This window comes from Chitinophaga sp. 22308 (assembly GCF_052045305.1).
GTDB lineage: Bacteria > Bacteroidota > Bacteroidia > Chitinophagales > Chitinophagaceae > Chitinophaga > Chitinophaga varians_A.
Map to the genome: position 1 here is coordinate 460,657 of NZ_JBQEOP010000001.1, position 19,181 is coordinate 479,837.

Consider the following 19,181-nt stretch of genomic DNA (forward strand, 5'->3'; position numbering starts at 1 on the left):
CAGGCTAACCGGAAAATTCAGGATCTTTACCGCGGACCAAACCGACAGCCATGGAAAAAAGAACGATCACTGTAGTACCTTATACCACTGCATGGGCAGAGACTTTTGAACGACTGGCCGGTATTTACCGGGCACAGCTGGGTGAACTGATAACCGGTATTGAGCATGTAGGCAGCACCTCCGTGCCCGGACTGGCGGCCAAGCCAATTATCGATATTGATATTATTATACAGGGACCTGCGGGCTTACCTTCCGTGGTGGCTGTTTTGGAGCGACTGGGCTATACCTGGAGAGGCGATCTTGGCATTCCCGGCAGAGAGGCTTTTGGCAGAAATGCGGACACGTCTCCGCTGGATGGCAACGGCACTTTATGGCCGGCGCATAATTTGTATGTCTGTGTAGAAGGATGTACCAGTTTAAAAAACCATTTGCAGCTGCGCAATTACCTGCGGCAACATCCCGATGCGGCCAGGCAGTATGGCACGCTCAAACAGGAGCTGGCAGCAAAATATCCCAACGATATTGATAGTTATGTGGAAGGTAAAACAGCCTTCATTACGGCGATACTGGCGCACACAGGCATGGAAGCGGACGATCTGAAAAACATTACAGCGCAAAACAAGGCTACAAAGTAAGGACAGCATGTCGCCTCATAAGATGCTTATATTTTTCACTATAAAACAGCTTATATGAGAACATTATGCCTTCTTTTATCTTTCCTGTGTGCCTTTGCAGCCATCGGGAAAGCGCAGGACAACATCCACGGCGCCTGGAAATCGGCTCATGGCAGTGTGAACAGCATCCTGTTGATCACGCCGAATTATTTTTCCATCACCAGTTACGAGGACACCAGTTTTATTGATACCATGGGTGGCACCTGGAAAGCCGATGGCGGCAATGATGTGTCCATAAAAATAGAATTCAACACGGAAGAGCGTAATCAGATAGGCTGGGAAGGCACTGTGCCTGTTTCATATGAAAACGGGAAACTCGTTACTACCCAAAGCGGCGGCCAACGGGTGGAATGGACCCGCATTGATAACGGTGACGGCCCGCTGGCCGGCAGCTGGAAGATCACCGGCCGGGAACAGGCCGGAAAAATGAACACCATCACGCCAGGCGCCCGCAAGACGGTTAAAATCCTTACCGGTACCCGCTTTCAATGGGTTGCTATCAATACTGACACCGGTGAATTCTTTGGCACCGGCGGCGGCACCTATACCTTCGAAAATGGCGTGTACACTGAAAAAATTGATTTCTTCTCCCGCGATAATTCCCGTGTGGGGGCTTCACTGAGCTTCAAAGGAAAAGTGGACGGCAATTCCTGGGACCACAGCGGTTTAAGCTCCAAAGGGGAACCGATACACGAAGTATGGACGAAATAATTGCTCTGTATAAAAAAAGAAGAGGCTGTATCATAAATAAGTGATACAGCCTCTTGTACATTTTAAAGGTATTTTAAGTGGGCAGGGAGGGAGTCCTGTCGCCCGCTTTTTCCATTACTATCATTATATCAGGCCATTGTTGCCCTGGCTGAATATTTTCCGGTTATAGTTTCCCCAAAGTACCGGGCAAGCTCTCCGGCATAAACTTCCGGCTGTTCCATGGCTGCAAAATGACCTCCCTTATTCATTACATTAAAGCTTACGACATTTGCCTTCCTTTGTGCCCATTCCAGTGGGAACTGGGCTTCTTTTGGAAAAAGGGATACTCCTGTTGGTACCTCTACCTTTTGGGAAGATTGTAACCCTCCCATATATGTCGCGCGTGCATTTTCGGCATATGTCCTTATCGTTGAATTGATAGATTGGCTTACCCAGTAAATCATGATGTTGGTAATCAATTCATCCTTTGTGAAACAGTTTTCCAGATTGCCGCCGTTGTCACTCCAGGCATAAAATTTTTCAATCATCCACGATGCCAGGCCGACCGGGCTGTCGTTGAGGGCATAACCGAGGGTTTGCGGTTTGGTTGACTGGATCATATTAAATGCTCCTTCTGTGAAGAACCAATGTTGTATTTGCTGTCCGAACGCCTGTTCTGCGGGAGTCATCGTGCTCCAGTCCTCGTGGCCTTCAGGATAGCCAACATCCGTCAGATGAATTGCTTTCACCTTGTCTGGGAATTGCACCGCGAGCGATTTTGTAATCAAAGTTCCCATATCCCCCCCTGCGGCAAAATAGCTGGAATAGCCCAATACTTCCGTCATCAGCTTATTGAACAGGATAGCTGTCTTATCGGAATTTAAAGCCGTTTGCTCAGAGAAGCCAAAACCGGGTATGGAAGGGATTACCAGGTCATAAGCGTGGTCGCTGTCTGGTGCCCCGGTCAGCATAGGAATGATCTTGATAAACCGGTAGAAGGAGTCGGGCCACCCATGGCTCAGGATGAGAGGGGACGTCTTTTTTCCCTGGCCTTTTACATAGATAAAATGAATGGTGGTCCCGTCGATCTCGGCCTTGTATTGAGGGAATTTGTTGATCTCCGCTTCATGGGTCCTCCAATCGTACGCTGTCTGCCAATAATGTACCAGTTCACGTAAGTACCCGGGGTTGGTACCGTAATTCCACCCGGCATTTTCGGGTTCATCGGTCCATCTGGTCTGCTTTAATCTTACAGATAAATCGTTTAATACTTCTTGCGGTACGTCGATCTTAAAGGATTTCATAATTGTTGTATTTATTTTGTTGAAACAAAGGTAGACAACAGCAACTCCCCCACATTGTAAAAAATTTACCTGTCAGCCAGTCAGCGATAGGTATCACTCCGTACCACCGTCATCAGGAATTTGCAGAATCACATCGGGGACCAGCTTATTTGCGTCCAATGCCAATTGCGATCCCAGATATTCCGTTGGTTTTAAACCTGTAAAATGGGAGAAGTCCTTTATAAAATGAGCCTGATCAAAATAGCCATACCGGTGAATGATGGCAAACCAGTCAATATGGTCTTTATTCCGTTGAATTTCTGTCACCACCTGATTTAATCGATGGATCCTTTGCAGGTATTTGGGGGAAAAGCCGGTATATGTTTTAAGCAGATGTATGACATGTTTTTGTGAATAACCCGATTTTTGTATTAACCAGTCAAGAGGCTTGTCTATATGCTGGTTTATAAATTTCACAATATGATCGCCCATATTCTCCTCCACCGAATACTGTAAAAAATAGCGCTCAACCATTGCAACTCTTTCAGCAAAGGAGCTGGCATTGAGCAATTGTTCATGTAACCGCATAAAGGAACTTCCGAAAACCTCCTCAGCTTCAATACCCACCTTATCCAATACTGCTACAGGGATCCTGGTAAGCGAAAAAAAACCACCGGCCGTAAAGCGGATCCCCATGATAGTAGAATTCGGATTGTTTTTGTACATAATGGCCTGTTTCTGCGTGCCGGAGATCCAGGCATTCTTTACCACCTTCTTACTGCCCATCATTATTTCCGGATAGACAGTATTTACAGAATTTTCATTCAGCTCAATCACCAGATTTATACCCCCCTGCGGTAGTTCCCGCAGGTAAGGGATCGGTAATGCGCCGCTTACGTAAACGATGTGTTGAATAAAGTTGCATAGCGGATATTTTGGGATATGCTGTAGTACCTGCATCATTGGTCTAAAGTTACGTTAGAAAAGATTTATAAGCAGGGAGGAAAAAATGTAACTGCAAAAAGATATTGATTTTTTAATGTTTTATTTCAAATCGATAAAATATATCGATAAAAAAGAAAAGGCTACATCATTTATTTTATGATACAGCCTCTTCTTTTTATACAATGTGGTATTACCAGCCAATTCCATAATCTTCTCCATGGTTGCTGCTGCCGCCCCACAGGGTGCCATGCTTGCGGTCCAGGTAAATAGCATTGATGGGACCACTGGTACGTTGCTCAAAGCTGAGGTGATATCCCATGTTTTCCAGTATGCTGCGCGTTTTTTCGGGCGTATTGCTGTTGAGCAAAAGGCTTCCCGGCCGCGGCATACGATCGCTGACCTTACTGCCGCCGAGTGACAGCCATAACTGGTTGGTATTGATATTGGCCGCTTCAGTGGCCTGCTGTACGGTCATGCCAAAATCCACGACATTCAGGAAGAACTGTAACAGGTTCTGGTCCTGCGTATCGCCGCCCTGTACGGCAAAGGAGAGGAACGGCTTACCGTCTTTCAACGCCATGGACGGCGTAAGGGTAACGCGTGGCCTTTTGCCAGGTGCTATTACGTTAAACGGGCAGATGGCGGAATCCAGCACAAAGCTCTGCAGGCGCTGGCTCATGCCGATACCGGTACGGCCTGCGATGCATGCGGGCAGCCAGCCACCGCTGGGCGTAATTGATACCACCCAGCCGTCTTTGTCGGCTGCTTCCACGCTGGTGGTGCCGCGCCACAGGCGGTCGTGATAGGCGCTGTCTGTGGCTTGTTGTGCGTACAGCTGGTCTGTTCCGGCCCTAAAAGTGGTAGCATCATGTTTGGGCACAAAACCACCGGGCTTGCGGCCGTTGGTGGTGTCCGTGTAACCTTTGCGTTCTTCAAGGAAATGCAGATAGGGGTTGGTTTTACCGATATAAGGATACGGGTCGCCCGGACCGGCGGCGGCATCGTTGCGGTCAGGCAGTATTTGTTTGGCCCGCGCTTTTGCATAGTCTTTATGCAGCAGTCCTTCGATAGCCCTGTTCTTGTTGAAATACGGGTCGCCATAATAAAAATCGCGGTCCGCAAAAGTGAGATTCATCGTCTGGTAAAGCGTATGGATGTATTGCGGAGAATTATAGCCCATTGTTTTAAGATCGAAGTTCTCGAGGATATTGAGGCTTTGCAGTAACATCGGTCCTTGTGTCCATTCCTGCAATTTGTATACGTCAATGCCGCGATAGTTGACATGCAGCGGTGTTTCTTCTATCGGTTTCCAGCGTGCCAGGTCTTCGAGGGTGATAAGGCCGCCCTGTTCCTGGCAGCCGCGTACAAACTCCTTCGCGATGTCTCCTTTGTAGAACCGGTCATATGCCGCCATGATGGCTTCTTTACGGCTTTTATGTTTTTTCAGTGCTTCCTGTTCGGCTTCCACCATTTTGGTGAGTGTGGCCAGCAGGTCTTTCTGGACGAACATTTCCCCTGCTTCGGGGGCTTCTCTTTTTTCACCGGGATGTGTCAGGAAGACAGCTTTGCTGTAAGGCCATTGCTGGATATATTTTTTGCCGCGTTCTATGCTGTTGGCCGTCTGTGCTTCTATAGGGTAGCCGGAAGCCATGTCCATGGCGGGGGCCAGTACATCTTTGAGGCTCATGGTGCCGTATTGTGCCAGCATATAACAGAGACCGCCTGCGGTGCCGGGGGTAACAGCCGCCAGCGGACCATATTCCGGTGGAAAATCATATCCTTTCGATTTGAAAAATTCCGGTGTGGCGCCGGTGGGCGCTACGCCCAGCGCATTGATGGCTATCACCTTCCCGGTTTTGGGATTGTAGATCAAAGCCTGTGTTTCGCCTCCCCAGCTTAATACGTCCCACATGGTACAGGTGGCGGCCAGCATGGCGCAGGCGGCGTCTACGGCGTTACCGCCCCGCTGGAAGATCATGGCGCCGGCAGTGGCGGCCAGCGGTTTACCGGTAACGGCCATCCAGTTTTTTCCGTGTAGTGGCGGCTTCTGCGTTTGTTGCGCCTGTACGCCGGTCCAGATAAGGCCCGCGGCCAGCCATAAAAGAAGATGTCTCATAAAGCAAATTTGCGATTTTGGATACGGATTTTGATTGCGGGCAACACATGACTGTGCCGCCGGTGGACTAAAATTAATAAAGTATCCCTGATTGTACCAGCCCCTGTTGCACCGGAACGATGTTTTTATTATTTTTTACCTTTCAAAAGCACGCAAACTTCTATCGACTATGATCAAACCCACCTGGCTGCTGACAGCCTGTTTGTTAATTGGGGAGAGTATGGAGTACCTTGTACTTAAGCACTGCGCAACAGAGAACAATTTTTTGAGCAAAAAATCTATGAGGCAAAAAGAAGTACCGGCTTTATTCTATTTAATTTAGGGTTATTGATTACTTCAATTGTTGCACTAATCCTGTCTATCTTTTCAATTGGAAGATATTTAGGCACCAAAGAATCGATATCTATCTTAAATATCTTGCTAATGATGACAAGATCCTGTAGTGTAAAAGGTTTAAGCCCGGTAATTAATTCGGACATGTGAGTTTTACTCTTATGTCCAAGCAGCATGCCTAGTTCAGCTTGGGTTAAATTAAAACTCTTCAGCTTACTTTGAATTATCTTTCTTCTTTTCTCCAGAAATATCCTTTCTTTTTCCGCAATCAACTCCGCCTGTTCGCTTTGAGCTATCAACTCTCTTCCTACCGCGTTTTCGTCGCTCCAAACCCGAGCCTCATATTCCTCAATTAAATTCCCCAATTTATTTCGCAAATTCTTGAAATGGGGATTTGTTTTTGCAAGTAGACGCAGTTTACGATCAGCAATCATTGCCCGTTCGTAATCCAGTTCGTTCATGATTGAGCCGGACTCAATCAGCTTCTCAATGTCCATATGCGTTTTCATTATCCTATATATTCATTTTTTCTAAGCCACTTTTCAATTGTTGACTTATTGTTTTTAAAAGTTCGTTCGTATTCATCATGAGAGCCAACCCAAATTATAGTAGCTACTCCTTGCCCATCAAAATTGACCATTACGAAAGAACGATGAATATGAATATTAAAAAAGTAAAAGCCGTCATTATGGACACAATCAGCATCTTTTCGTATATCAACTAACTTAAAATCTGTTGGATTAAATTCCCGCAAATCTTTCAAAAGTTTGTCGATCTCATTACAGAGTAGTTTATTGCCAATGTGCTTCTTTTTAAGCTTAGTAAGTTTGCTTATACCAAGGACTCTCATCTCAAAGTTAATTAAAGTTCGGAAAAAAACCGAATTTTTATAGGTCGACTATAAGCACTTAATACACCTTGAGATAAGACAAGTGGTAGAGAAATTAAGAAGAACTAAGAAATTTTACCGTCACCAATAACTGCCCCGTATGCCGCATCGTATGCTCCGCGGCATGGAACAGCAGTCCCTGTACCGTAGACGGCAGCTGTTTGCGGCCTACGCCCCTGAAATCGTTGAGTGTGGCGGGATCTGTCTGCGATAGCTGTGCCAGCGCTTTGTCCACCTGCTGGTTGAACGCGTCCAGCAGGACTGTGGACGTAGCGGTGGACTTACCTTCTGCGGCCAGTTCCTCCAGTTGTTGTGGTGACAGGAATTCTCCCCGGGCATAGGTGAAGAGCCTGTCCAGCACGCCCCGCAGGTGTTGCAGGTGAAAGCCGGGAGCGGCCACGCCCGCGGGCTGTTCCCACAGCCGGTCTTCGGGGAAGCCGTTCATCAGCGCGTTGATTTCGGCCCGTGCCTGTAGCAGCGCATGGGCCACCGGTTGCAGCAGCGCAGGGATGCCCGCTACAGGCCCCTGCATCCAGTATTCTGTTGCCATGATATAGGTGTTTTATACTTCCTGCATATCGTATACAACCACCTTTTCCCACAGCGAACTGTAGTTTTTAACGAAATCGAGGTGAATGGGATGGGTCTGATAAGCGGCCTGCGAGGCCAGGTCACGGAAGAAAATCAGTTCAGATACGGCCCAGCTGGCATCTACCACGTCCCGTTTTTCCGTGCCGGCAACAATACCTACATGCAGTTGACCTACAGCGGGAATACCGGAGAGCGTTTTAATGCCTTCTACCAGTTTATCGCGGTCGGCAGTGGACCCGGGATTTTTCAGCCAGAAAAACACATGGTGTACAATAGGGAATTTACGGTTGCCGGCGGGCAGTGGCATAGCGGCTGCGGCGCTGCCTGCACATAAGGCTGCGGCGGTGCCGAGAAATTTTCTTCTGTTGGATGTTTTCATAAGGTGTAAATTTGAAGTCCTGAAAATAATAAAAAGATCAGGATTCATCCCATAATCCGGCCTTTTCATCCCATTTTGGCCGGCTGCACCTTTTCAATAGCTAATATTGCTGTAAATATTCCCGCTTATGGACCAGTACAGGAAATTAGAGTTTGGTTTGGCATCAGGGTTGGCCCTGCTGCTGTTGTTTGGCCTGCTCTATCCCAGTGTTATCTACAATGTGTTTGAGTTACAGCAAATCTATGGACGAAAATTCGCCCGGTACGATCAGGTGTTTGACTATTATATCCATTACCTGCTGCCGTCTATGGCGCGTATTGTGTTGGTGTATGTCAGTTTCCTGGCGGTAAATTTTGTGATCGTTCCCCGTTTCCTGGAACAGAAAAGATGGTGGGGCGGTATTTCCCTGCTGGCGCTGACAGGATTAATATTTTTCCTGGGGATGATGATCGCCGGGTCTTATTACAACGGATACCTGTTCGGTGTGTATAGCACGGTACAGGGGGCTCATACACATTTTGCGAAATCGGCTTTCATTACCATGATCTTCAGCGGTGTGTTATATGTCGTGTATTATTTTCTGAAGCAGACCTATTTCAACTATCTGCATGAGCGCATACTTCTCAATCCCTACTACCGGAAAATAGCCCGTGAGGTATTGATCATCTCCGGCATTCTGCTGGCTATTATGGCGCTTGTTTTCAGCGATTCCAGGGATGCTTTCTGGTTGATGTTCTACTTCGGGCCTATTATCATTAGCGTTGCTTTCATCCTTTATTATAAAATCATCCCGGATTTTAAACTCGTACATCACAACCAGCGGGTAATGATCCGGGATGTTGCGCTGCTGGTGCTGGGGACAAACTTCCTGATGGGCCTGATCATCAGGGCTATCCGCCATGGTGGCGCCGGTACATTCGTGCCCCTGATCGTTTTTGGGGTGCTCATATGCATAGGTATTGTGCTGCCGGTTACCTGGTTTCTTTATATGTCCCGGCAGAAGCAGGTGACCACCGTGAAAAAACTGCAGACCGCGTTGGGCCACTCCGCTGCCAACCTGGATTTCCTGCGGGCGCAGATCAATCCCCACTTTTTGTTCAATGCGCTGAATACCTTATATGGCACGGCTTTACAGGAAGAAGCGCCACGCACCAGCGAAGGTATCCAGAAGCTCGGTGATATGATGCGGTTTATGCTGCATGATAACCATCTGACTAAAATACCGCTGGACAAAGAAGTGGCGTACCTGCAAAACTATATCGATCTTCAACGGTTGCGGGTGATGTCTTCCCCTGATATCCTGATCGAAGTGAATATTGATGACAGCCAGTGCCAGCACGAAATAGCGCCGATGTTGCTCATCCCGTTCGTGGAAAATGCATTCAAACACGGTATCAGCCTGCGTAACCGCTCACGCATCGTGATTTCGCTCAGCTGCAACAGCGAACAACTTTTCTTCGATGTATACAACAGCGTGCATCAGCGCCCGGAGAATGATCCTGAGCGTGACAGCATGGGCATTGGGCTCAACAATGTGAAAGAAAGACTGGCATTGCTGTATCCTAACCGCCATGAGTTAAGCATACGGCATACGACGACTGAATTTTTTGTACACCTGACCATAGACGTTAAAGATTAATTTGTAAGATGTTAAAGAAAGATCTCCATTCGAAAGATGAAGTAAAGCCGCTGCCGGCACCGGACGGTATCACCCGCTTCCTGTGGTGGCTGGCGGCCGCTGACGCCGATATCCTGGCAGAATGCCGTACAGAAAGAGAGCGGTACCGTATCATCGGCCTCTCCGTATTCGTGACCTGGATGTTTGCCACACTGGCATGGGGATATTTTTTCTCCACTATCGTGAAAGATGATATGATCGTGCTGGCGTTGGCGTTATTCTTCGGTTTCGCCATCCTGTCCATCGACAGGACCCTGATAGCAGCCATGTCCCGGGGTAACGGTAATATGCGGTTTATGCCGGTGGCATTTCGTTTATTGCTGGCCGTTACCATCGGGCTTTTTATATCCCAGCCGGTAGTGCTGATGTTGTTTAAGAAAGACATTACAGCCCAACTGGAGCTGAGCAAACAAACCAAGCTCGATGCCTACCGTAAAAAACTGACGGCCATGAATGCCGGTCAGCGGGCGGAATTGCAACAGTCGCTGGACCGTGGCCGGCAGCAGCTGCAACAAAAAGAAAGCGAACTGAAATTTTATAAAGATGCCTACATCAAGGAAACAGATGGTACCGGCGGCTCTGGCAGGATAGGGGAGTCCTCTATCGCCAAGGTAAAAAAATCGGCCTACATGAAGTCAGAAGAAGAGCTGGCCCTCATGAAGCACGAATGGGAGCCGAAGGAACAACAGTTGCAGGTGCAGGTGGCCGCCATGCATAGCGCCGACAGCCTGAAAGAAACCATTTACCAGGGTACGCTGACAGATGGTTTCCTGGCGCAGATAGAAGCCCTGCACGAGCTGACGGACGAACACCCCGCCTTGCAGCAACGGTACCGGCTCATCGTGTTTATCATCACGCTGATAGAAATTATGCCACTGCTCAGCAAAGTACTGATGCCTAAAGGCGAATACGAAGAAAGGCTGGCCAGCGCCACTACGCAGAGCACCGCTGCCGCCAGGCTGGAAACAGAAACCGGCAAAGAGCTGTTGCAGCATTACCAGGAGGCCGCGCTGACAGCTGACAAGGAAATTGTGGACGAAGTGTTTGAAAGTACCCGGGAACTGCGCCGCGAAGAAGCTGCGGCCATCGTAAAGGACTGGCAACGCCGGGAAAACCGGCAGTACCGCCACCTTTGGCAACAGATAAAGGACCTGTTGCTCGGTAGAATTTCGTAAATCCCTATCTTATTACAGGAAAATGAAGTGTTATGAAGCTTGCCGCCATTGCAATTGATGATGAACCAGTGGCCCTGGCCGTGATAAAAAATCACGCTGCCATGGTGCCCTTCCTGGAAATGAAAGGCTATTTTACCAACGCTTATGAAGCGATGGAGTTTCTGAGCAGAGAGAAAGTAGACCTGCTTTTCCTCGATATAAAAATGCCTGATATCTCCGGACTGGATTTTATTTCCAGTCTGCCACAGCCGCCTATGACCATCTTTACCACCGCCTACTCCGAACATGCGGTTAAAAGTTTTGAGCTGGACGCGGTAGATTATCTGCTGAAACCTTTTTCGCTTATCCGTTTTATCAAAGCGTGCAACAAGGCCCACAGCCTGTGGCAGCTGAAGCAAAAGAACCCGCCTCAGGCAAAAGAAGCGCCGGCCTATATCTTTCTCAAAAGCGGATACGAACAGTTTAAGATAATGTTGGAAGATATCTTATATCTGGAGAGCGCCGGCAACTATGTAAATTTTATCCTGAAAGACCGTCGCCTGATCTCCCGCCTGTCTATGCAGGAGGCGATGGACCTTTTGCCAATTGCTCTTTTCACCCGTGTCCACCGCTCTTATATTGTGGCCAATGATAAGGTAGAACGTGCTGACCGTACTTCTCTGTACATCCGCAATGTGGCCATTCCCATTGGGGCGGCCTATGGCACTGCTGTGGATAACATACTGGGCGCCACAGGCCGTTAGCTGTCGTTCAGTGGTAGTAATGGCCTGCTGCCACATTGCTCCTGTAAAAAATGGCGTCATCCGCCCGCTGAAAATACTCCTGCTCCTCTACTTCAGATTTCATACTTAAAAGACTTTTCATAAGATCGTTGCCCCGGGCGCATGCCCGGGGGATTTCTGCCCCCAGTTATTTTTATTTGTAAAATTAGACCGAAAGGTCTAATTTTAATATCATGAACAAAGCAGCGAGAACGAGGCAGTTTATCATTGAAACAGCGGCGCCCATTTTTAACCAGAAAGGTGTGGCGGGCACGGCTATCAGTGATATCATGGAAGCTACGCGGCTGGCGAAAGGCGGCCTGTATGGCAACTTTTCCTCGAAAGAGGAAATTGTGGCGGAAGTATTTGATTACATCGCGGAGCAGGAAAAGCAACGGCTCAAAGCGGTCACCGGCCCGGAGCCTACGGCCCTGGCCAAGTTTGAGGCCCTGTTCTCGTACTATGCGCGTTACCCGCTCAATCGTAGTATTGCCGGTGGCTGTCCCATGCTCAATTTCGGCGTGGAAGCGGATGATACCAACCCGGTCCTGAAAAGGAAAGTGCAGGAACTGGTGCAGTATTTCCAGGAGCGCATCCGGCTGCTGGTGCAGCTGGGCAAGAAAAACGGGGAATTTAAAAAAGACTGGGATGAAGATAAGTTTGCCGTGTTGATGTTCACTATGCTGGAAGGCGCCATTTTTGTCACCGGTATCATGAACAGCAACAGCCAGATGCTGGTGGTCATAGATTTTTTAAGAAAGGAAATCAAACGTCACTGTAAATGATGCTGCGCATCTTCTTCAGTGACTTTTTTAGTTTTAATAATAAACCAATCGGTCTGAAAGATGCAACACCAGGTTTTACCGCTGTCACTGCGGATGACAGCCTTCCTGCTATCCGGCATGAGTAAACCCTTTCCGGGGCTTACCGCCCGCCTGTTCTATCGCCTGTACTGTACGCCGCCAGGCACCAAGATGCGCTCCTCTCATCTGGAACTGCGTAACACGGCACAACTAAACCACCTGACCGTTACCCGTTATCCTTTTGATGAACGGCCTATGACCATCACTACCTATCGCTGGGGAAGTGCTGATAAAAAAATATTGCTGCTGCATGGCTGGGGCGGCAGCCCGCTCCACTTCAAAAAACTGATCGACACGCTGCTCCGGCAGGGATATGAGGTGATTGCCTACGATGCGCCCGCACATGGCGACTCAGACGGTAAACGGACCAATCTGGTACAATGGAGCCATGTGCTGGAACAGGTGATCGTCCGGGAAGGTCCGCTGTACGCCATTATCGGACACTCACTGGGAGGGCTAAACGCTGCGCTGACACTCTCCCGCAGAACGGTGCAGGTACCGCGGCTGGTCATGCTCAGTTGTGCCCTGAGCGCGCCCGTGTTTTTTAACGAGGCCCTGCAATTGTTCCGGATACATCCCGTCGTAATGCCGCCACTGCGGCAACTGATACATCAACGGCTACGGGAAGACCTGGAAGAGCTGGACCTCCACCGCTATATCAATCAGATCAAGGCAGAGAAAATATTCTTCGCTTACGATACCACAGACACGCTGGTGGACGAGAAGGAAGTCACTGCCTATGTGGAACAGTATCCGTCCATTCACGCCATGCGCATCACCGGCGAAGGACATTTCCGTATCATGCGCCAGGAGCCGGTGATCAGGGAAGTCATGCAGTTCCTCGAAAAATAAATTGTTATCATCTTTCAAATAATAACATCGCCCGGGGCCAATGCTCCGGGCTTTTTTGTCATTTCTGGCAACAAACTTGCTTTACCCCGCTGAAATCAATATTTTTAGTCAAGCTTAATTTTTAAAACCCACGTTATATGAGTAACATCAACAACCGCCGTCAGTTTTTGCGCCAAATGGGGCTGTACACGATGGGCATCGGTTTCCTGCCTTCTGTATTGGCAGCCTGTAATGAAGGTAAGTCCACCAAAGGCACAAAAGACAGTACCGCTCAACCAGGCGCCGGTGCCGGTACTGAAACAGCCAAAGAACTGTTCTTTAAAATCTCTCTGGCAGAATGGTCTTTCCACAAGGCGCTCTTCGCCGGTAAAATGAACCACCTCGACTTCGCCGCGCGCGCTAAAAATGAATTTGGCATCACCGGCGTAGAGTACGTGAACCAGTTCTTTAAAGACAAAGCAAAAGATCAGGCCTACCTCGCGGATATGAAAAAACGTGCCGACGACAACGGCGTACGCAGCGTCCTGATTATGTGCGACGGAGAAGGGGAAATGGGAGACCTCGACGCCAAAAAACGCATGCAGGCAGTGGAAAACCATTACAAATGGGTGGAAGCGGCACAATTCCTCGGTTGCCATGCCATCCGCGTAAATGCGGCCGGTGAAGGTAAAGCGGAAGATGTAGCTAAAGCGGCCATCGAATCACTCACCAAACTATCCGGCTTCGGAAAAGAACACGGCATCAACGTGATCGTGGAAAACCATGGCGGTTTCTCCTCTGACGGAAAATGGTTGAGCAATATCATGAAAACCGTGAACATGCCCAACTGCGGTACGTTGCCGGACCTGGGCAATTTCTGTATCAAAAGAAGCAAACCGGAAAACAATACGCCGGAAGCATGGGCTAAAACCACCTGCCTGGAAGAATATGACCGCTATGAGGGCGTGAAGGAACTAATGCCTTTTGCTAAAGGTGTCAGCGCTAAAACATATGACTTTGATGATGCCGGCAATGAAACCACCATCGACTACAAACGTATGTTGCAGATCGTAAAGGATGCAGGATACAAAGATGGCTTTATCGGTATTGAATATGAAGGCAACCGCCTGTCCGAGGAAGAAGGGGTGAGGAAGTCAAAAGAGCTGCTGATGCGCCTCGGGACCATTTAATCATTGTATTATTTTTTTATTGAAAAATGCAGCGAAGATCACCTGACAAAACCTGGTCTTCGCTGCATTTTTCAATAAAAAAACCTAAATAATTACTTGAATCTTTCCCTCAGAAAAGCAATAGTATGCGTATAGGCATCCTTCGTGGCTTCGCTGTTATAAATTGGATTGCTGGGGTTGGCGAAGGCGTGTTCTGCATCATAACGTTTAACCGTTAACGTTTTACCCGCTTTTTTCATGTTTTGTTCAAACTCGTCCACTATCTGTGGGGTGATGCCTTTGTCTTTGTTGGCGAACAGGCCCAATACCGGACCATGCAGCTGCTTCAGGGCATTCACATCTTTTTCCGGCATGCCGTAGTACATCACACAACCCATGTTCCTGTCACCATTAATCAGTGCTGATTGCAGCGCGATAGCGCCGCCGAAGCACCAGCCCAGCGTTACGATGCTGGCTGATTTGCCTGCGTAATTGCGGGCGGCTTCCATGATCGCTTTCAGCCGCTCCCTGGGCACCGACTGCATGGTTTTAGCTGCTTCCTCCCGGTTGGTGGCCACAACCTTGTCGTACATGTCCACTGCCAGCACGTTTACCGCGCCGCCGAGATCGTTGTATAGTTTTTCGGATTCCTTTTTCACATAGTCATTCAGTCCGTACCATTCCTGGAATACAAACAGGTATTTGTTGGTAGGTTTCTTTGCCTTAAACAGGAAACCGTTGGCTGCTTTGCCGTCAGGGGCGGGGAAGCTTACTTCAGTGCCGGCAGTTCCCTGGTAGGTGTAGGGGAGCGGGTCTTTGTGCGCCATCCGGAAATCTTCCCGGTTAGCGAGCCCGGTAAATTCTGTCACGGCGTCTGTATGGCAACACGGCGCTGTTTGTGCGTACAGCCCGAGTGCGCTGCCTAATGTCAGCAGCAGTAAGGATAGCTTTTTCATAAATGGAGCGCTTTAATTGTATTAAAATTACAAAAAATGTCGCGTGAATCGGTAAGGGGTACTATGAGCCGGCGCAGGTTGTTACAAGACAATAAAAAAGCCTGGTGTGTGCACACACCAGGCCTTTATAACGTTAATGGATATACTAGAAGTTGAGTGTCACTTTGTTCTTGTCAATTTTGTACTTAAATCCTTGCTGGTCGCTAAGATTGCTGAGCACATCATCGAGGGAGGCGTTGAAGAAGAGTGCTTCTGTAATAACACGGGCCTTGGAGGCGTCGCCACGCATTTCCACTTCCACGCCGAACCAGTCTTCCAGTATACGGGATACGGCCATCGGGTTGGCATTCTGGATGCGGAGAATATCGGACAGCCAGGTTTCCAGCTCTTCAGGATGGTATGTTTCTTTTTCCATCAGGTCTATCTCGCGATTGGCCAGTACCATCTGGCCGCGCTCCAGTACTTCCGGTTGATTGTCAGTAGCAGAATGGTAGGATTTGCCCACCCGGCTGGAACCTTCCAGTTGATAGCAGGTGGCGCCCTGCTGGCTGGAAAAGGACCGCATCCGGAAAGAGGTGCCCAGTACGGTGGCTTTGAGGATGGCAGTGGTCACGGTAAAACTGTCTTTGCCGGGCTTCACGTCAAAAAAAGCATCGCCGTCAAGGATAACGGAACGGTTGCCGGAAGCGTAATCTGCCGGAACATGCAGGACAGAGGCGGAGTTCAGGATAACGGTGGTACTGTCAGGCAACGTGATTTCAGTACGGCTGCCGGTCTTGCCCTGGTGCTCCTGGTATTGCACGCCCGCCGCCTTTAATTCGGCAATGGTGTACCCCGGTGTTTTCGGTGACGCCGGCTCCCGCAATTTCCAGGTCACTACAACAATAACGCCTAAGGCCACTAAAATCAATGCATAAAGCCATGTACGGGATTTCTTCATATTTCCGGGTGTTTGTCAACAGAAAAGCCTAAAAATAAACAAAATAAACTGCCCGGGACAAGAATTCCATCGCCTCACAGGCCCTCCTTTTATCGTTCTCCCAAATATTTTTCTGTATGATGTTTAGGTATTATATGTAGATAATAACATATTTGATAGATTGATGCCGGATAAATTTTACCTTGATACAGCCCACGTTTTCCCGGGCAACAATTTTTGAAAAGCAATAGACAATATCGGTTTATGCTATTAAAAATATCTCCTGATATTATAATGATTTTTGTTTAGGATGCAGGCGCACCCTAACTTTGCGCCTCATGGAAAAGCAGCTAACTTTATCATTCGATAATACGGCTATTGCATTTGAGGCAAAGACCGACAAGGCGTTAAAAAAGGCCAACTTTTTGTTCAGCAACATCGGAAAGCCGTGGCTGGTGAAAATGGGCGCAGCACTCACTCCGCTGGCGTTCAAACTCAGACTACCGATCAAAGGCATTATCAAAAACACAATATTCTCCCAGTTCTGCGGGGGCGAAACCCTGGATGAAGCGGCACACACGGCGCTGCAACTGGGCAATTACCATGTGGGCGTAGTGCTCGATTATGGCGTGGAAGCCATGGAAGGTGAAGAAAGCTACGATCATGCGGTGCCTGAATTTATCCGGGCTATCCAGTATGCGGCCAACAAACCGGATATTCCCTTCATCGCCATCAAGATCACCGGTTTTGCACGTTTTGAACTGCTCGAAAAAGTACACCGTGGCGATACGCTCACGCCACAGGAACAACAGGAATATATCCGTGTCCGTTCCCGCGTGCATTCAGTGGCGGAAGCGGCTGCCCAGTACAAGGTAGGCCTGCTCATCGATGCGGAGGAATCCTGGATACAGAATCCGGTTGACGACCTGACGGATGAAATGATGTCGCTGTTCAACCGCAACCAGGTGATCGTGTACAATACTTTCCAGATGTATTGCCACGACCGCTACCCGTTCCTGCAAAAATCGCTGGAAAAAGCAACGAAAGAAGGTTATCTGCTCGGCGCCAAACTGGTACGCGGCGCCTACATGGAAAAGGAAAACAAACGCGCGGCGGAAAACAACTACCCAACGCCCATCCAGCCCAGCAAGGAAGCCACAGATAAAGACTACAACGCTGCCGTACAGTTCTGCCTGGAGCATCTCGATAAACTGGGGGTGTTCATCGGCACACACAATGAAAACAGCTGCATGCTCGCTGCCCGTACCATGGACGCAAAAAATATCCCGCACAACCACCCGCATGTGAGCTTCTCACAGCTGCTGGGTATGAGCGACAATATCACCTTCAACCTGGCGCATGCCGGCTATACCGTCACCAAATACCTGCCATATGGCCCGGTAAAAGACGTGATGCCCTACCTGATCCGCAGAGCACAGGAAAACACGTCCATTGCCGGCCAGATGGGCCGCGAACTATCGCTGATAAGAAAAGAAATGAAAAGACGCGGCATATAATCGTGTCCTGATCATAAGATAAAAAGCGAAAACCGCCTGATAACATATCAGGCGGTTTTCGCTTTTTTATACCCTTTAATACGGATTAATTATTGATTTGTTTCGCTCATAGGCAGCGGATACCGTGACCATACATCGTCGCCGGCGCGGTCTATAGGGAGCTGGTTGAGCCGGTTGTACCTGCGCATGTCTATCCAGCGGTGGCCTTCCATGAACAGGGAATAGCGGCGCTGATAGAGCAGCTCGTTGGTGAGGGCGTCTGCGGTGACAGCGCCGGGGTAGACAGGCTGGTTGTGGCCGGTCCGGATCCTGTTGAGCGCTACGATGGCATCCGGGAATTGTCCCAGCTGTATTTTGGCTTCGGCATAAATGAGGATCAGCTCTTCATTCCGGATGATGGCGATAGGGCTGCTCAGCGTAGGCCAGATGGCCAGATCACGGTTACCGGTAAGCCCTACGCTGCTCACAGGAGAGGTACGTAGCGTTGTTTTGTTGATTCGGTCATCGGTGCCGATGATGTCTGTGGCAAAAGAAGGATGCGCCACCCTTACTTCCCCGGTAGAATTAGGCTGCAGGTACATAGGGTTGATCAGGTCGCCGCCGTTGGTAGAGAAAGCACTGTATATGCCTTTGGTGAAGGAACCATTCAGATCAAAGAAGGATTCGTTCAAAGCTGTCAGCGCGGCGGCCCAGTTTTTACGGTAGATATGTACCCTGGCGGCAATGGCCCGGTTGAACTTCAGCAGGCCGGCGGCATCTTTGAAACCGGCGAAACCGTCAGAAAGCGGGAAAAGCACATCAGAACCGGTGAGGTCCGCTTTACCGGCGTCGAGGAACTTCAGCACGGAGTCCATCACGATGCCCGGATTAGTGATGATAGGGCCCAGGTTGGCATTATCGGCCACCGGAATTCTGGCGCCGTTGGAATCCGTCATGTTGATGTTCAGCAGCAGCTGGTAACCGATAAGTGTTTCGGCAAAGCCCTGGAAGGCTTTTTTCTGCGCATCGCTGGCTACTTCGGTACGGGTGGTTTTCAGCGCTTGCATTAGGATAAAACACTGACGGGCCACCTGGTAACGGGCCGCAAAAGGGTTTGTGATGTAGAATGTGTTGTTGTCCAGTTCTTTGGTGCCACCACCCAACATATCGGTCGTCCAGCGGGGCTCGGAGCCTGAGAAGCGGTATTGCTCACGTCCCAGTACGCCTAAGCCATCGAGATAGGTGCCGGTATTGTTACGCAGCCCGGATTCCGCACCGGTGACAAGGTTAAAAAGATCGCTCCGGCTGGGGTTGACGACAATGCCGCCTACGACCGGTGTATTCAGACTGTTGATTTCTCCTTTCTGGCAGGCACTCAGGGCGAGCAGAGCGCCGGACAGGTATATAATAAGCTTTTTCATTTGTTTCAGTTT

Annotated in this window: 19 protein-coding genes; 9 read left to right on the forward strand and 10 right to left on the reverse strand. The window is 49.1% G+C overall.

The annotated features are described in order from the left end of the window. Positions 1-50 precede the first annotated feature (50 nt). Both ACTJJS_RS01885 and ACTJJS_RS01890 read left to right on the forward strand, forming a co-directional pair. Positions 51-635: a GrpB family protein gene (locus tag ACTJJS_RS01885; protein WP_440662181.1), complete on the forward strand. Its 585-nt coding sequence runs from the start codon at positions 51-53 to the stop codon at positions 633-635. 54 nt (positions 636-689) lie between these two features. Next, complete coding sequence (locus ACTJJS_RS01890) at positions 690-1,385, forward strand: hypothetical protein (RefSeq protein ID WP_440662182.1); 696 nt, start codon at positions 690-692, stop codon at positions 1,383-1,385. 128 nt (positions 1,386-1,513) lie between these two features. On the opposite strand, the gene ACTJJS_RS01895 is transcribed toward ACTJJS_RS01890, so the two are convergent. From ACTJJS_RS01895 to ACTJJS_RS01925, 7 genes are all read right to left on the reverse strand, one after another. After that, positions 1,514-2,668, reverse strand: coding sequence for an epoxide hydrolase family protein (locus tag ACTJJS_RS01895; RefSeq protein ID WP_440662183.1), 1,155 nt, complete (start codon positions 2,666-2,668; stop codon positions 1,514-1,516). 93 nt (positions 2,669-2,761) lie between these two features. Then, a complete protein-coding gene (locus tag ACTJJS_RS01900; protein WP_440662184.1) occupies positions 2,762-3,610 on the reverse strand; it encodes a helix-turn-helix domain-containing protein in 849 nt (282 codons plus the stop codon). Between the two features lie 172 nt (positions 3,611-3,782). Continuing rightward, positions 3,783-5,708 (reverse strand): gamma-glutamyltransferase family protein, encoded by a 1,926-nt coding sequence (locus ACTJJS_RS01905; protein WP_440662185.1) that lies wholly within the window; start codon positions 5,706-5,708, stop codon positions 3,783-3,785. Between the two features lie 278 nt (positions 5,709-5,986). Then, on the reverse strand, positions 5,987-6,538 hold the full coding sequence (locus ACTJJS_RS01910; RefSeq protein WP_440662186.1) for a helix-turn-helix domain-containing protein: 552 nt from the start codon (positions 6,536-6,538) through the stop codon (positions 5,987-5,989). Positions 6,539-6,549: 11 nt separating this feature from the next. After that, positions 6,550-6,891: a type II toxin-antitoxin system HigB family toxin gene (locus ACTJJS_RS01915; protein ID WP_440662187.1), complete on the reverse strand. Its 342-nt coding sequence runs from the start codon at positions 6,889-6,891 to the stop codon at positions 6,550-6,552. A 94-nt stretch (positions 6,892-6,985) separates the two neighbouring features. Next, positions 6,986-7,480 (reverse strand): DinB family protein, encoded by a 495-nt coding sequence (locus ACTJJS_RS01920; protein ID WP_440662188.1) that lies wholly within the window; start codon positions 7,478-7,480, stop codon positions 6,986-6,988. 12 nt (positions 7,481-7,492) lie between these two features. After that, positions 7,493-7,900 carry a Dabb family protein gene (locus ACTJJS_RS01925; RefSeq protein WP_168869557.1) on the reverse strand — a complete coding sequence of 136 codons (408 nt, stop codon included), beginning with the start codon at positions 7,898-7,900 and terminating at the stop codon, positions 7,493-7,495. 127 nt (positions 7,901-8,027) lie between these two features. Here ACTJJS_RS01925 and ACTJJS_RS01930 point away from each other — a divergent pair, with 127 nt between their 5' ends. The 6 genes from ACTJJS_RS01930 to ACTJJS_RS01955 all read left to right on the forward strand — a co-directional run bounded on the left by ACTJJS_RS01930 (position 8,028) and on the right by ACTJJS_RS01955 (position 14,398). Continuing rightward, positions 8,028-9,539: a histidine kinase gene (locus tag ACTJJS_RS01930; RefSeq protein ID WP_440662189.1), complete on the forward strand. Its 1,512-nt coding sequence runs from the start codon at positions 8,028-8,030 to the stop codon at positions 9,537-9,539. A gap of 8 nt (positions 9,540-9,547) precedes the next feature. After that, positions 9,548-10,753 (forward strand): DUF4407 domain-containing protein, encoded by a 1,206-nt coding sequence (locus tag ACTJJS_RS01935; RefSeq protein ID WP_440662190.1) that lies wholly within the window; start codon positions 9,548-9,550, stop codon positions 10,751-10,753. Positions 10,754-10,785: 32 nt separating this feature from the next. Next, positions 10,786-11,496, forward strand: coding sequence for a LytR/AlgR family response regulator transcription factor (locus ACTJJS_RS01940; protein WP_440662191.1), 711 nt, complete (start codon positions 10,786-10,788; stop codon positions 11,494-11,496). A gap of 212 nt (positions 11,497-11,708) precedes the next feature. After that, on the forward strand, positions 11,709-12,299 hold the full coding sequence (locus ACTJJS_RS01945) for a TetR/AcrR family transcriptional regulator (protein ID WP_440662192.1): 591 nt from the start codon (positions 11,709-11,711) through the stop codon (positions 12,297-12,299). 60 nt (positions 12,300-12,359) lie between these two features. Next, a complete protein-coding gene (locus ACTJJS_RS01950) occupies positions 12,360-13,229 on the forward strand; it encodes an alpha/beta hydrolase (protein WP_440662193.1) in 870 nt (289 codons plus the stop codon). 137 nt (positions 13,230-13,366) lie between these two features. After that, complete coding sequence (locus tag ACTJJS_RS01955; protein WP_168869551.1) at positions 13,367-14,398, forward strand: sugar phosphate isomerase/epimerase family protein; 1,032 nt, start codon at positions 13,367-13,369, stop codon at positions 14,396-14,398. A 92-nt stretch (positions 14,399-14,490) separates the two neighbouring features. On the opposite strand, the gene ACTJJS_RS01960 is transcribed toward ACTJJS_RS01955, so the two are convergent. Together ACTJJS_RS01960 and ACTJJS_RS01965 are read right to left on the reverse strand one after the other, a co-directional pair. Then, a complete protein-coding gene (locus tag ACTJJS_RS01960; RefSeq protein ID WP_440662194.1) occupies positions 14,491-15,333 on the reverse strand; it encodes a dienelactone hydrolase family protein in 843 nt (280 codons plus the stop codon). Between the two features lie 145 nt (positions 15,334-15,478). Beyond that, positions 15,479-16,273: a FecR family protein gene (locus tag ACTJJS_RS01965; protein ID WP_168869549.1), complete on the reverse strand. Its 795-nt coding sequence runs from the start codon at positions 16,271-16,273 to the stop codon at positions 15,479-15,481. A 317-nt stretch (positions 16,274-16,590) separates the two neighbouring features. Between ACTJJS_RS01965 and ACTJJS_RS01970 the strand changes: the two genes are divergently transcribed. Next, positions 16,591-17,769, forward strand: coding sequence for a proline dehydrogenase family protein (locus ACTJJS_RS01970; protein WP_168869548.1), 1,179 nt, complete (start codon positions 16,591-16,593; stop codon positions 17,767-17,769). 89 nt (positions 17,770-17,858) lie between these two features. Here ACTJJS_RS01970 and ACTJJS_RS01975 read toward each other — a convergent pair whose 3' ends face one another. Beyond that, positions 17,859-19,169 carry a RagB/SusD family nutrient uptake outer membrane protein gene (locus tag ACTJJS_RS01975; protein ID WP_440662195.1) on the reverse strand — a complete coding sequence of 437 codons (1,311 nt, stop codon included), beginning with the start codon at positions 19,167-19,169 and terminating at the stop codon, positions 17,859-17,861. Positions 19,170-19,181 lie beyond the last annotated feature (12 nt).